Origin of the sequence: Kitasatospora sp. NPDC047058 (assembly GCF_040643935.1) — a bacterium.
Lineage (GTDB): Bacteria > Actinomycetota > Actinomycetes > Streptomycetales > Streptomycetaceae > Kitasatospora.
Map to the genome: position 1 here is coordinate 25,543 of NZ_JBEYVJ010000041.1, position 13,705 is coordinate 39,247.

At 75.3% G+C, this 13,705-nt stretch carries 9 protein-coding genes; 5 read left to right on the plus strand and 4 right to left on the minus strand.

The features are described 5' to 3' along the window. The first annotated feature begins 160 nt into the window (after positions 1-160). Positions 161-1,807: a DUF4173 domain-containing protein gene (locus tag ABZ885_RS09280; RefSeq protein WP_360185419.1), complete on the plus strand. Its 1,647-nt coding sequence runs from the start codon at positions 161-163 to the stop codon at positions 1,805-1,807. Between the two features lie 126 nt (positions 1,808-1,933). On the opposite strand, the gene ABZ885_RS09285 is transcribed toward ABZ885_RS09280, so the two are convergent. Further along, positions 1,934-3,475, minus strand: a complete 1,542-nt coding sequence (locus tag ABZ885_RS09285; protein ID WP_360185442.1) for an MFS transporter — start codon at positions 3,473-3,475, stop codon at positions 1,934-1,936. A gap of 166 nt (positions 3,476-3,641) precedes the next feature. On the opposite strand from ABZ885_RS09285, the gene ABZ885_RS09290 reads away from it, so the two are divergent. The 3 genes from ABZ885_RS09290 (at position 3,642) to ABZ885_RS09300 (ending at position 6,057) form a co-directional block, all read left to right on the plus strand. Further along, complete coding sequence (locus tag ABZ885_RS09290; protein ID WP_360185422.1) at positions 3,642-4,427, plus strand: TetR/AcrR family transcriptional regulator; 786 nt, start codon at positions 3,642-3,644, stop codon at positions 4,425-4,427. 129 nt (positions 4,428-4,556) lie between these two features. After that, complete coding sequence (locus ABZ885_RS09295) at positions 4,557-5,243, plus strand: ribonuclease HII (protein ID WP_360185424.1); 687 nt, start codon at positions 4,557-4,559, stop codon at positions 5,241-5,243. A gap of 100 nt (positions 5,244-5,343) precedes the next feature. Beyond that, positions 5,344-6,057, plus strand: a complete 714-nt coding sequence (locus ABZ885_RS09300) for a hypothetical protein (RefSeq protein WP_360185427.1) — start codon at positions 5,344-5,346, stop codon at positions 6,055-6,057. 186 nt (positions 6,058-6,243) lie between these two features. On the opposite strand, the gene ABZ885_RS09305 is transcribed toward ABZ885_RS09300, so the two are convergent. After that, positions 6,244-6,933 carry a hypothetical protein gene (locus tag ABZ885_RS09305; protein WP_360185430.1) on the minus strand — a complete coding sequence of 230 codons (690 nt, stop codon included), beginning with the start codon at positions 6,931-6,933 and terminating at the stop codon, positions 6,244-6,246. A 391-nt stretch (positions 6,934-7,324) separates the two neighbouring features. Further along, positions 7,325-9,553: a DEAD/DEAH box helicase gene (locus tag ABZ885_RS09310; protein ID WP_360185433.1), complete on the minus strand. Its 2,229-nt coding sequence runs from the start codon at positions 9,551-9,553 to the stop codon at positions 7,325-7,327. 229 nt (positions 9,554-9,782) lie between these two features. Between ABZ885_RS09310 and ABZ885_RS09315 the strand changes: the two genes are divergently transcribed. Beyond that, positions 9,783-11,432 carry a DUF4192 domain-containing protein gene (locus ABZ885_RS09315; protein WP_360185436.1) on the plus strand — a complete coding sequence of 550 codons (1,650 nt, stop codon included), beginning with the start codon at positions 9,783-9,785 and terminating at the stop codon, positions 11,430-11,432. 178 nt (positions 11,433-11,610) lie between these two features. Here ABZ885_RS09315 and ABZ885_RS09320 read toward each other — a convergent pair whose 3' ends face one another. Further along, positions 11,611-12,924: an alpha/beta fold hydrolase gene (locus ABZ885_RS09320; RefSeq protein ID WP_360185439.1), complete on the minus strand. Its 1,314-nt coding sequence runs from the start codon at positions 12,922-12,924 to the stop codon at positions 11,611-11,613. Positions 12,925-13,705: the final 781 nt, after the last annotated feature.

Here is a 13,705-nt window from a genome sequence, read left to right on the forward strand (position 1 = left end):
CCAGGGCGGCTTCCGCATGCCCACCGACCCCGAGGGGGAACTCGTGTCAGGTCTTTCCATGCCCGCACCGGGCGACGGGCCGTCCGATCCCGGCACTTCCGGTCCGGCGGCATCCGGTCCGACGGCTTCCGCGCCGGGGGTCTCCGGTTCGGCAGCTTCCGTGCCGGGTGGTCCGGGGGCTCCCGCGTCCGGGCCCGGGGGGCCCGGCGCCGCTACCGCCGGCCCCGCGGATTTCGATCCCTACCGTCCGCCGGCCGGCCCGGCCAACCCCTACCGCCCGCCGGCCCGGCCGGCCCCGCGGCCCTTCCAGTGGCTGCGCCCGAGCGACCCGTCGGCCAAGGCCCCGGCCACGCCCCGGACACTGCTCGCCGCCCTGCTGACCGGCCTGCTGACGGCCTGGCTGCTGGGCGACGGCCTCGGCGTCAACCTGCTGATCTGCGGCGCAGCGGCCACCGTCGGGGCCGGCCTGGCCGCCTGGTCGGCGGGCCGGACGCTGCGCCCGTGGACGGTGGCCTGGAGCGTGCTCGCGCTGGCCATGCTGGCCGTCCCCGCGCTCTCCGACGCGGGCTGGCCGACCACCCTCGCCATCGGCTGCGCGCTCGCCCTGGCCTCGCTGGCTCTGCACGGCGGCCGCCGCTGGCCCGGTGTGCTGCTCGCGCTGCCCGGCATCCTCTGGCAGCTCGTGCCCGGCCTGCGCTGGGCCCGGGAGGGGCTGCGCAGTGCCGACCTGCCCGGCCGCGGCAAGGTGGTCCCGGTGCTCAAGGCGGTGGTGGTGGCCGCCGTGCTGCTCGTCGTCTTCGGCTCACTGTTCGCCAGCGCCGACGCGGCCATGGCGGACGTCCTGGGGAACCTCAGCCCCAGCATGAACGTCGGTGAGATCCCGCTGCGGGCGGTGCTGTTCCTCCTCGGCCTGACCACCGCCCTGGGCTTCGCCCACATCGCGGCCGGCCCGCGCCGCTGGGACCGCACCGTGGTCCGCCCGGGCCGCGAGCGCGGGCGCCTGGAGTGGGCGCTGCCGCTGACCGCGCTCAACCTGATGTTCGGCGCGTTCGCCCTGGTCCAGGCCGTGGTCGTGCTCGGCGGCCGGGACTCGATCATGGAGAACACCGGGATGAGCCGCTCCGAGTACGCCCGGCAGGGCTTCTGGCAGCTGATGGCCGTCACCGTGCTGACCCTGGTCGTGGTCGCCGTCGCCAAGCGCTGGGCGCCGCGCAGCACCGCGGCCGACCGCCGGCTGGCGCGGATCCTGCTCGGCGTGCTCTGCCTGCTCACCCTGGTCGTGGTCGCCTCGGCGCTCGGCCGGATGTGGTACTACGTCGACGCCTCCGGGCTGACCAGGCTCCGGCTCTGGGTCCTGGTCGTCGAGGTCTGGCTCGGCGTCGTCTTCCTGCTGCTGATCACGGCAGGGCTGCTCCGCTCCGGCGCCGCCTGGCTGCCGCGCGCCGTGGTGCTCAGCGGGATGCTGACCGCCGCCGTGTACGGACTGATGGGCCCGGACGCGATCGTCGCCGAGCAGAACGTCGCCCGCTTCGAGCGCACGAACCAGATCGACCTGCGCAACGTCCGCGACCTCTCGCTGGACGCCGTCCCCGCCCTGGACCGGCTGCCGCGCGTCGAGCGGACCTGCGCGCTGGAGAAGCTGTGGTTCGACCTCCCCGAGAAGGCCTCCCCCTGGTACGCCACCAGCCTGGCCGAGTCGCGCTCCCGGGGGATCCTGCTGGATCGCCCGCCGGTCGGCAACGGGAACTCGGCCTCGGACGCCTGCAGTAAGGCGGGGCTGCAGCGCGACTTCTTCGACGCGTACTGATCGTCGTTCCGCCGCGGTGGGGGCGGGGATGGGGACGGGGACGGGGCGGATGTGGCGAGGGCCGGCCGGGAGCGTGCTGCTCCCGGCCGGCCCTCGCCGCACTCGGCGCCGCACTCGGTGTCGTGCTCAGTGCATCGCGATGCCCGAGGTGTTCGACCCGAGGTCGTCGGCCTTGGCCTTGATCACGACGACCGCGATCACCAGCGCGAGGGCGGCGAGCGCCGCACCCACGATGAAGCCGTGCGAAATGCCCTGCGCGAGCACCTCGTTGGCCGCCCCCGTGCCCTTGGGGAACTCGTGCTTCGCCATGAACTCGGCCTGCTGCTCCGGCGTGGCGGTGGCCAGGAAGCCGGGCAGCTGACGCTTGCCCTCCTCGGTCGCGTAGTGCGCGAAGACCGTGGTCAGGATCGACAGGCCGAGCGAACCGCCGATCTGCTGCATCGAGTTGAGCAGGCCGGAGGCGGCACCGGTCTCCTCGGCGGCGATCCCCGCGACGGAGAGCAGCATCACCGGGACGAAGATCAGGCCCATGCCGAAGCCGAACACCACCGTGGGGCCGAGCACCCCGTCCAGGTAGCCGCTGTCCGAGCTCATCTGGGTCAGCCAGCTGAGCCCGACCGTCACCAGCAGTGCGCCGCCCGCCATGAACGGCTTGGGGCCGTACTTGACCTGGAGGGTGGACGCGACCTGCGCGGCGATGATGATCGACACGCTGATCGGCAGGAACGCGAAGCCGGCCTTCAACGGGCTGTAGCCGAGCGGCCCCTGCACGAACAGCGTGACGTAGAAGAAGATGCCGAACATGGCCGCGGCGATGCAGAGCATCATCACCAGACCGCCGGTGCGGTTCCGGTTGGCGAACAGGTGCAGCGGGGTGATCGGCTGCGAGGTGCGGTTCTCGATCACCAGGAACGCGGCGACCAGCAGCACGCCGGCGGCGAAGGAGCCGAGGGTCAGCGGGTCCGTCCAGCCGTCCGAGGCCGCGCGGATGAAGCCGTAGACCAGGCCGACCAGGCCGAGCGTGGAGGTGAGTGCGCCGGGAAGGTCGAAGCGGCCCTCGGTGCGCTCCGACTCGGCGATGTAGCGCGGGGCGGCGACCGCGATCAGGACCGCGATCGGCACGTTGACGAAGAAGACCCAGCGCCAGTCGAGGTACTCGGTGAGCACGCCGCCGGCCAGCAGGCCGATGGCCGCGCCCGAACCGGCCACCGCCGAGAACACGCCGAAGGCCTTGTTGCGCTCGGGCCCTTCCTCGAAGTTGGTCGCGATCAGCGCGAAGGCGGTGGGCGAACAGATCGCCCCGCCTATGCCCTGGAGCGCGCGGGCGGCCAGCAGCATGCCGCCGTCCTGCGCGAAGCCGCCCAGCAGCGAGGCCAGGCCGAACAGCAGTGTGCCGGCGACGAACACCCGGCGGCGGCCGAGGATGTCGCCCGCACGGCCGCCGAGCAGCAGCAGGCCGCCGAAGGTCAGCGTGTAGGCGTTGATCACCCACGACAGGTTGGTGGTGGAGAAGTCCAGCGCGTCCCTGATCTGCGGCAGCGCGATGTTCACGATGGTGGCGTCGAGCACCACCATGAGCTGCGTGGCCGCGATGACGGCCAGGGTGATGCCCTTGTTCCGGCCCGGGTCGCTCTGCGATGGCGAGTTCTTGCTGAGTGTGTCGGAGATAGCCAAGTTGATGCCCCCTGCTGGCTATTGCTTCGTATGCTGCGGACCCAGGGTCCGGTGTGGCTCGGCGGCGTCCCGCGAGCTATGAAGGAACGGGATCGTTCACTAAGCTGGACGATATCCTGAGCAAGATTGTGAACGCAAGCGTTCTCTAGGGTTGGTGACTATGGATCAGTTGGTGCGGCGCCAGGCGGCGATCAGGGCGACCGGCCGGACGGCGGAGCGGGCCGAGGGGCCTGCGGTCGAGCGGCCGGCGGAGCCTCCGGCCGCCGCCGGGGGGAGGGCTGCCGGACCTGCGGCCGCCGTTGTTCCGCCCACCCCGGTGGCCGTCCCCGCGCCGCTGTGCCCGATGAAGGCGGCCGCCGAGGTCCTGTCCCGGCCGATGCGCCGCCGGGGGAAGGAGTTGGAGCGGGCCATCTTCGAGGCCGCACTCGACCAGCTCACCTCCGGCGGATTCGCGCGGCTGACCATGGAAGGCGTCGCCGGAGCCGCCCGGACCGGAAAGGCCGCGCTGTACCGGCGTTGGGCGTCTAAGGTGGAACTCGTCATCGACGCCCTGGACTCCACTCTGCCACGCCCTGACGGCGCCCCGGACCTCGGGTCGGCCCGTGCCGAATTGCTGCTGCTCATCGAGGGTTTCGTCCACGCGATGGACTCCCGGGCGGGCGGCGCCGTGCAGGCGCTGATGGCCGAGCTGGACCACGAACAGGCCGTCTTCTTCAAGGACTTCATCGGCCAGCGGGTGCTCGAACCGACCAAGAACGCCATTCTGGACATTCTCGGCAGGGGTGCCGAGCGTGGTGACGTGCGCCCCGGTGCGGTGAACCCGCTGGTCGCCGACGTGGCGCCGGCGATGCTGCTGTACCGGGTGAAGAGCGGCGGTCGGCCGATCGGCCGCGGGTACGTGACCGAGCTGGTGGACGAGGTGCTGGTCCCGCTGATCCGCGCCTGAGCGGGTGGGGGTGCGGGTGGGGGTGCGGGCGGGGGTGCGGGTGCGTGGGGGGCGGGTGCCGGTGGAGGTGGTCGGGGCGGCCATGGGCGGGGCTTAGGCTGGAGGTTGCCCCAGCCGAAGGACACCGTGATGCCCATCGTCCCGCCGACGCACTCCGTCGAGCGCTCGCTCCGCCGGGCCGGCGCCAAGATCGTCGTCGGCCTGGACGAGGTCGGGCGCGGTGCCTGGGCCGGCCCGGTCACCGTCGGTGCGGCCGTCACCGGTCTGCGCAGGCCGCCCGAGGGGCTGACCGACTCCAAGCTGCTCACCGAACTGCGCCGCCAGGCGCTCGCCCCGGTGCTCGCCGACTGGGTCACCGCGTACGCGCTCGGTCACGCCACGGCGCTGGAGTGCGACGAGCTCGGGATGACCGCCGCGCTCCGGCTGGCCGCCGTCCGTGCCCTGGAGGCGCTGCCGGTGGAGCCGGACGCGGTGATACTCGACGGCAAGCACGACTACCTGGGCGGACCCTGGCGGGTGCGCACCGTGATCAAGGGCGACCAGTCGTGCATCTGCGTCTCGGCCGCCTCGGTGCTCGCCAAGGTGCACCGCGACGGGATGATGGCCGAACTGGGCGAGGCGCACCCCGCGTACGGCTTCGCCGACAACGCCGGCTACCCGTCCCCGGTCCACCGTGCCGCGCTGGAGGAGTTCGGCCCGACCGAACACCACCGGCTCTCCTGGGCGTACCTGGACGGGCTGCCCAGGTGGCGCCACCTGAAGCGGAACCGGATCGCCGACGGCCCCGCCGACGAACAGCTGACGCTCGGTTTCTGACGTTCCGTCGGGAATTGCCGGGGTGTCCGCGGGAGGTTCGCGGCGCCCAAGGGGTGGGGCGCCCGTGCGCGCCCGACCGGCATTTGATAGATATCCGGGTATGCCTGTCTTCCCCGAGGAGCCGGAGATTCACGAGAGCCTCCCGGGCCCCGGCGTTCCCTTCCCCCGCGAGTCGGACGCACAAGCCCTTCGCACCCCTGTCGCCGGCAGCCCGACCGCTGCCACACCCTCGACCGCGGCCGCACCGTCGGCCGCCACCACCGCACCGGCCACGGTGCCGGGGCCCCGTCCCGCGCCGCCGCGGCCGGCGCCGCCGCGCGCCGACCCCTCGGGGCCGCCGGCCCGCACGGCCCAGATCCCCAAGCCCGGCCCGCGCCGTGCGGCACCGGCCGCGCCGCAGGTCGCGGTCCAGCAGGTCGCCGCCACGGCGGCCCAGGCCGTGGACCGCGCCGACGAGACGGTCGACCTGCTGCTGGACTCCGGCCGCACCCCGGGCTCCGTCCTGGTGCTGACGGTCGGCGAGGCGCACCCGTGGCAGCAGCACGAGCTGTCCTTCGGCGAGGAGCGCTACTGGGCGCAACTCGCCGAGGGCGGTGACGTGTTCTACGCCGACGCCGGGCTGACCCGCCCGGTCCGCCGTGAGGTGGTCGTGCTGGTCGTCAACGGCGGCACGGCCGACCTCGCCGCCGAGGCGTACCGCAAGGCGCTCGGCCACGCGACCGCGCTCGTGGTGGTCTGCGGCGACGCGGGCCCTGCTGCGGCAGCCGCGGCAGCCGCAGCCGGAGCGCGCGCCGGCCGCCCGGTCCCTGCCTGAGTCCTGGCACACCGACCCTGAGTCCTGGTGCGTGCTGAGCCTGCGGGTCGGCCAGCCTGCGGGTCGTCGAGTCTGCGGGGCGGTCCGGGCCCGGCGCCGTACGGTGCCGGGCCCGGGCGCTCCGGGCCTGCCGCGGCATGCGGTCCGTGGGTGCTGCCACGGCCTGCCGCCCCGGTGGCGGTCGGGTCAGCGGGTACCGGTGCGCCGGGCCGGCTCGATGGCCGCGACCCGGGCCGGAGCCCACGGGAGCTCGGGCGCCCGGGGGCGCTGCGGCCGGTCGCCGTGCTGGCCGCGCTCCGCCGGCTGGCGCCGCGCCGAGCGGGGTGGCAGCTCCGTCACGGTGTGGACCGGGCCCTCCGCCCAGGATCCGGCGTGCGGATTGCGCCCGCCGCGCTCGTCGCCGAGGATCTGCCAGCCCGCCGGGGTCAGCGCGATGTACGAGCCGCAGCGCAGCCCGTGCAGCACGGCCGCGTCCTGCAGCGCCCACATCCAGGCGCCGTCCTGCTCCGTCCAGCCGGCCGTGCCCTCGCGGCAGCGCAGCAGCACGGCCGTCCGGGTGGGGGCGGCCTGCCGCAGGTCGTGCGGGGTGACCTGGCGCAGATGCGTGAGGATCGCGTTGCGGTGCTGCCAGCCGTCGGTGTGGTGGGGCCAGGGTGCGAAGGAGGCCGAGGCGGTGAGCCGGTGCGAACCGTCCAGCACGGCGACCACGACCGTGCCCGGCTGGGGCAGGTGGCGCTGGTGCAGTTCCAGGACGAACTCGCGCGGATCGCGCAGCAACGGGATCCCCGCGGCCGCCCACGTCTCCAGGTCGAGCAGCCGTCTGGGCGACGAGCTCCGGGCGAGGGGATACTGACCTCGGCCGATACCGTTGATCACGATCCTCCTTCCCGACCCACGGGCGCGCGGGTACTTGCGTACGCGAAAGTCCTGGTCCGTCGGACCGGGTTCCGGGTACCGTCCAATTCTCAGGGCAGATGGGGTGGAGCGGCAACGATGAAATGATGAACGCCGCCCGAAAGCCCACGTTCTGCCGGATATATCCCACGCCGGCGGGCGAGCCAGTCGGGTGGCGCCGGATCGTGATCCGGGCGGCCGTCCGAGGGTCTCTCCGCAGTTCCGGCAACATCATCGCCCCCCTCTCCCCGCTCGCGCCGCGCTGTGCGCGCCGGTGTACCGGTGATCCCCTCCATTACTCCATTCGAGTGATGACCTTCCGGCGGTCCGGTCCGGCCGGGCCTTCCGGTCCGGCCGGTCCCGTCCCGCCGGGTCAGCCCTGCACGGCCAGCACCAGCGGCAGCACCGCGCTCGCCCCGGCCTGCCGCAGCAGCCGGGCCGCCACGGTCACCGTCCACCCCGAGTCGACCAGGTCGTCCACCAGCAGCACCGGACCGCCCGCCCCGGCCACCGCGGCCGCCACCTCCGGCGGCAGGACGAGCGCGCCGGCCAGCGAGTGCAGCCGCTGGGCACTGTTGCTGCGCGCGCCGTGCGGGGGCCGCCCGGTCGCGTAGGCGATCTGCCCGAGCAGGGGCAGCCGGCCGATCTCGGCGATCCGGGCACCGAGGCTGCCGACCAGCTGCGGCCGGGTGGAGGAGGCCATGGTCACTACGCCGACGGGCCGGTCCAGCCGGGTGCCCTCGGTCGTCGCGGGACCCGCCCAGCCGCCGGGGCCGCGGGCCCAGTCGGCCAGCACCGCGACGAGGGCTTCCACCGCCTCGCCGGGGACGGGACCGTCGGGTGCCTGCTCGGCCAGCAGGCTGCGCAGCCGGTTGCCCCAGCCGATGTCGGAGAGCCGGCCGAGGGCCCGGCCGGTCTCGGCCTGCTCGCCGGCCGGGATGCGGCCCTTGAGCGGCACGCCCAGCGCGTCCATGCCGGTGGGCCAGAGCCGCCGCGGATCGAAGGCGACCCCGGGCCGGCCGAGCGCGGCCCGGGCCGCGTCCAGCGCCTCCGCGGAGACCTCCGCGTCGTGCAGCGGCCCGGCGCAGTTGTCGCAGCGGCCGCAGGGCGCGGCGCGGTCGTCGTCGAGCTGCCGGCGCAGGAACTCCATCCGGCACCCGGTGCCCGCCGCGTACTCGCGCATGGCCCGCTGTTCGGCCTCGCGGGAGGCCGCGACCTTGGCGTAGCGGGCGGTGTCGTACGCCCAGCTCTGCCCGGTGGCCGTCCAGCCGCCCTTGACCCGCCGCACCGCACCGTCCACGTCGAGGACCTTGAGCATGGTCTCCAGCCGGGCGCGGCGCAGGTCCACCCGGGGCTCCAGGGCGGCGGTGGAGAGCGGCCGGCCGGCCTCGGCGAGGGCGTCGATGGTGCGGCGGACCTGCTCCTCGGGCGGGAAGGCCAGCGAGGCGAAGTAGCGCCAGATCGCCTCGTCCTCGCGCCCGGGCAGCAGCAGCACCTCGGCCCGGTCGACGCCGCGCCCGGCCCGGCCCACCTGCTGGTAGTAGGCGATCGGCGAGCTGGGGGATCCCAGGTGCACGACGAAGCCCAGGTCGGGCTTGTCGAAGCCCATGCCGAGCGCGGAGGTGGCGACCAGCGCCTTCACCCGGTTGGCCAGCAGGTCGGCCTCGGCGGTCCGGCGCTCGGCGTCCTCGGTGCGGCCGGAGTAGGAGGCCACCGGGAAGCCCCGCTCGCGCAGGAAGGCCGTCACCTCGTCGGCGGCCGCGACCGTCAGGGTGTAGACGATGCCGGAGCCGGGCAGCCGGTCGAGGTGGTCGGCCAGCCAGGCCAGCCGGTGCGCCGGGTCGGGCAGGGAGAGCACGCCGAGGGTGAGGCTCTCGCGGTCGAGCGGTCCGCGCAGCACCAGGGCGTGCTCGTCGCCGGCGCCCGTGCCGAGCTGCTCGGCGACGTCGGCGGTGACGCGGGCGTTGGCCGTGGCGGTGGTGGCCAGCACCGGGACGCCCGGCGAGAGGTCGGCCAGCATGGTGCGCAGCCGGCGGTAGTCGGGGCGGAAGTCGTGGCCCCAGTCGGAGATGCAGTGGGCCTCGTCGACCACCAGCAGGCCGGTGGAGGCGGCGAGCTTGGGCAGCACCTGGTCGCGGAAGTCGGGGTTGTTCAGCCGCTCCGGGCTGACCAGCAGGATGTCCACCGCGCCGGCCGCGACCTCGGCCTGGATCGCGTCCCACTCGTCGGTGTTGGCCGAGTTGATGGTGCGGGCGTGGATGCCGGCCCGGGCCGCCGACTCCACCTGGTTGCGCATCAGGGCCAGCAGGGGGGAGACGATCACCGTCGGCCCGGTGCCGCGGGCCCGCAGCAGGGCGGTGGCGATGAAGTAGACGGCGGACTTCCCCCAGCCGGTGCGCTGCACCACGAGGGCCCGGCGGTGGTCGACGACCAGGGCCTCGATGGCCGTCCACTGGTCGTCGCGGAGCGTGGCGGCGGGGCCCGCGAGCTCGCGCAGGACGGCCTCGGCCCGTGACCGGACCTCGGCGCGGTCGGCGGCCGTGGCGGTGCCGGACGTGGCGGGGGCCCCGGTGTCGGTGGTGTGGGTCTGCGGCTGCTGCATGCCGTCCATGTAACCCCGAAGGGCCGACAACGGGCGAACGGCGGTGGCGCACGGCCGGGTGGGCCGGCGGTGCATTTCATCGGCTCTCCGGCTGAACGTCCGTCAAATGTCCCTCGGGGGAGTGGCGCTGGATGCCCCGAAAGGAGGAGGTTTTATCCACAGGCGGGTTTTATCCACAGGAAAAAAGAAGAATCCGGAGGCGCCGGCGAATTGCGGCAGTCTTCCGGCCATGAACAACGAACGCATCGCGCTCCCCTTCGGCCGGCCCTCCGGCCCGCGGCCGGTCACCATGCGGGGCCCGGCCGACATGGCCGAGCTGCTGCCCTACCTGCTCGGCTTCTTCCCCGACGACAGCATCGTCGCCGTCGGCCTCCAGGGGCCGGAGCTCCACCAGGGCGGGGTCATCCGGCTGGACATCCCGGAGTCGCCCGCCCAGTGGCCGGCCGTCGCCGAGGAGACGGCCGCGCTGCTCGTCGGCCTGTCCGAGCAGCGCGACCGCCGCCCGGCCCAGGTGCTCCTCTACCTCTGCCAGGACCCTGGCAACGAGCACGGCCCGCCCGTGCTCGACCGGCTCAGACCGCTCGCGTCGGAGCTGCGGGCGGAGTTCGAGAGCCGCGGCGTGGGGGTGAGGGAGTCGCTCTGCGTCTCGCTGGGCCGGTGGTGGTCCTTCCTCTGCCGCCGCGAGGGCTGCTGCGACCCGGCTGGCCACCCGGTCCGGCAAGCGCCCGACCCGGGGCCGGTGGCCGCGGCGGCCACCTTCGCCGGTCTGGCGCCGCGCGGCAGCCGCAAGGCGATCGTCGCCGGGCTGGCCCCGATCGGCCCGCCGGGTGCGGACGCCCAGCGGCAGGCGCTGGCCCGGGCCGAGGGCGGCGGGGGAGCCGGGCGGAACGGGCCGGTGCTCTCCCCGGAGCAGGGCGCCGAGCTGCTCGACCAGGCCGTGGCCGAGTTCATGGCCGGGGCCCGTGAGCTCGACGAGCACCGGACGGCCCAGCTGCTCTTCGCCCTGAAGGACCGGCGCATCCGGGACCGCGCCGCCGAGTACGCCCGGCCCGCCGAGCTCGCGCCGGCCCAGCGGCTCTGGCGCTTCCTCGCCCGGCGCTGCGTGCCGCCCTACACGGGCTGCGCCCCGCCCCCGCTCACCCTGCTGGCCTGGGTGTCCTGGGCCGCGGGGGACGTCGCGACGGCCCGGGTCGTGCTCGCCCACGCGCTCCGGCTCGATCCGTCGTACCTGCTGGCCCAGCTGCTCTACGAGTCGCTGAACGGAGGCGTCACCGCGGACGTGCTGCTGGCGCGGGCGGATGCCGAGCGCCGCCGGCGAACCGGAGCCGCGGAGGACGCCGGGGGTGCCGAGGGTGCCGAGGGCGTACAGCCGGGCGAGGGCGGTCCGGCCGGCGGCGCACAGCCCGGCCGGGGCGGCGAACAGAACCGCGACCCGGACGAGGACCAGGACCGGGGCGGAGGCCCCGACCAGGGCCGTGACGCGGCACCCGGCCCGGACGGTGGCCCGCCGGGAGGTTCGGGCCCCGCACCGGACCGGCCGCCCGCCCCGGTCCAGGCCAGGTCGCGGCGGCGGCGCGCCCGGCGGGGCCAGGCCGGTCCCGTCCCGTCGGCCGGCCCGGACACCGCACCGTCCGGCCGCCCCGCCGAGGGGCCCACCGGGCCCGGCGGGTCCGGCCCTGCCGAGGGCGGACAGCGGACGGACCTCCTCACGGGGTGTCGGCCGGCCGTGTCGAAGCGCCCCGAGCGCAGGCTGCGGCTGGGCCGCCCGTCGCCCTGGGCGCCCGTGCTGACCGGCGGGCCGCCCGACGGACCGGTCGGACGCCGGGGCCGCTGCCGGGGCGTCCGGGGCGCGGCGAGCGGATCCCGGCATGCCGGGTGACACCGTGGACACCGTGGGCGGCCGGGTACGCCCGGTCCGCCTGTCCGTCGGCAGGCCGGGGCGGGTGCTCCGGCCGGCCGACGGCACGGGGTGCGCCCTGGCCCGTGCCCGGGCCGCCGCCCGGTCGGCCCTCTCGCGGCTCGTCCGGCCGCGCCCTGGACGACCGGGGCCGTGGCGGCTACGCCTCGCCGTGGGCCATCGCGATCAGGCGGTCGAGCACCTTGCCGCCGCTCACCCGCACGCCGTCGTGCTCCCACTCGTTGGTGATCCACGTCCGCAGGCCCCGCACGGCGCGGGCGGTCTCCAGCGAGTCGGCGGTGTCGACGTACATGTCGTCGTGGTAGACCGCCGCCACCACGGGCACCTCGTTGGCGGCCAGCCGCGCCGGGTCGTAGAGGTCGGGCCAGTCGGTGCGGGCGGCGAGCAGGTCCGCGGTCTCCTTCAGCGGCCGCAGCGCCGGATCGGTGTCGAACATCCAGGGGTAGATCATCTCGCCGGTGAACAGCACCGGCGCCCCGGACTCCAGCGCCGCCCCGGCGTCGAACTCCGGGAACTCCTCGCGGACGCGCTCGGCCGACCACTCCGTCCCGGCCCGGTCCACCGACCGCTGCCCGTAGATCGACTCGTGCAGCGCGGCGTACAGCGGCCCCTCGGCGAAGGAGAGCTTCGCCTGCACACCGGCCAGGAAGGTGTCGGACAGCTCGGGACCGCCCGCACCGTCGATCCAGGCCTCCTCCAGCAGGTAGTGCAGGGTGCCGGAGCCGCTGCCGCCGCCCAGCAGCATCCCGAGGGTCTGGAACGCCTGGACCGTGAGCAGCCCGCCGCCGGGCAGCGTCGCGGGGGAGGCGGCCAGGTGCGCGGCGATCCGCCGCACCGCCTCGACGTCCTGCGGGTAGCGGGCGTAGTGCCCCTCGTTCTTGCGGACGACCCGCGGGTACGCGGCCCGGTAGACGTCCTCGGCCGAGCTGCGCAGGCCGGCCAGGCCGCCGGTGATGAAGGCCTCCTGCAGCCCCTCGGGCGCGATCGAGAGGTAGGTGAGGGTGCAGAAGCCGCCGAAGCTCTGCCCGAGCACGCTCCACCGGCGGTCCTCGCCGAGCAGCCGGCGGCGGATCAGTTCGGCGTCGCGCACGATCGAGTCCGCGCGGAAGTGCGCGAGGTAGTCCGCCTGCTGCCGGGCGTCGCCGCGCCGGGCGAGGCTCTGCCGGTTCGCGGGCGTGGACCGCCCGGTGCCGCGCTGGTCGAGCAGGAGCACCCGGTAGTCGTCGAGGGCGCGCTCCAGCCAGCCGTCGCGGCCGAGCGGGCGTCCGGCCTTGCCGCCGGGCCCGCCCTGGAGGAAGAGCAGCCAGGGCAGGTCGTCCCTCTCCCGGCCCGGGGCGACCACCTCGCGGGCGTACACCTCGATCTGCTCGCCCTGAGGGGCGGCGTGGTCGAGGGGCAGCTGGAAGACGTGGTCGGTCGTGACGATCCCGGGCAGCCGGCTGGCGGTGGACATACAACTCCTCGGTATGTGCAGGTCACAGCGGTCGCGCCGCCGCTCACGGTGTTGCCGGTGCGGGCGCCGCGACCCTCGCACCGTATCCTGACGGCCGTCGGGCACCGGCTCGGCGGCTGCCACCCGGGCCGCCCGCCGGCCGCACCGCCCACCCGCCGGGCACGACAGGCCCGGCCGACGCCCTCACCGGGTGCGGCCGGCCTCGGACGGCACCGGAACGGGGGCACAGGCACCCCGGTGACGGCGGCGGCACGACCGCCCGGCGCCCCGGGTGGCCGAGCCGAAGCTGCGCAACGGCCGTGACCTTCGACCGGTCGGCGGCGTTGACCCCGGGGGCACTGCGCCCGGACGGTCTCCGGGCTCCCGGAGACGGACGGAACCGCGGCGCGCCCGCGGCCGGTACGCCGGCAGCCGGGTACCTGCGGGCGAGGGGGCACCCGGCCGGGGGCCGCCCGCCCGACGCCGGTCCGGCGCACCGGACCGGTGGCCGGCTCCCGGGCAGAGCGGGCCGGGCGCGAGGCGGGGCCGGTACCCGAGCGGTACCGCGCGCCGCATGGCACGACCCGGCACCGGGTACGGCCGGACACGGCACACACGCCGACGGGGACCCCCGCCGGCCAGGCAACATCAGCACGCGATCGAGCATGCTCGCGGCCCACCGGCCTGACCGGCCACCGGACCGCCGAGGGGAGGAGAGTCCGGTGACCGCCATGAGGCCACCACAGGCGGCCGTGCCGGCCGAGAGCGTGGTCGGCGCGCCGCCGAGACCCGCCGGCCGGCC

Coding starts and splice junctions, on each gene's coding strand:
- ABZ885_RS09300 (WP_360185427.1), top strand. CDS start 5,344: ATGCCTGTCTTCCCCGAGGAGCCGGAGATTCACGAGAGCCTCCCGGGC.
- ABZ885_RS09295 (WP_360185424.1), top strand. CDS start 4,557: ATGCCCATCGTCCCGCCGACGCACTCCGTCGAGCGCTCGCTCCGCCGG.
- ABZ885_RS09290 (WP_360185422.1), top strand. CDS start 3,642: ATGGATCAGTTGGTGCGGCGCCAGGCGGCGATCAGGGCGACCGGCCGG.
- ABZ885_RS09310 (WP_360185433.1), bottom strand. CDS start 9,553: ATGCAGCAGCCGCAGACCCACACCACCGACACCGGGGCCCCCGCCACG.
- ABZ885_RS09320 (WP_360185439.1), bottom strand. CDS start 12,924: ATGTCCACCGCCAGCCGGCTGCCCGGGATCGTCACGACCGACCACGTC.
- ABZ885_RS09315 (WP_360185436.1), top strand. CDS start 9,783: ATGAACAACGAACGCATCGCGCTCCCCTTCGGCCGGCCCTCCGGCCCG.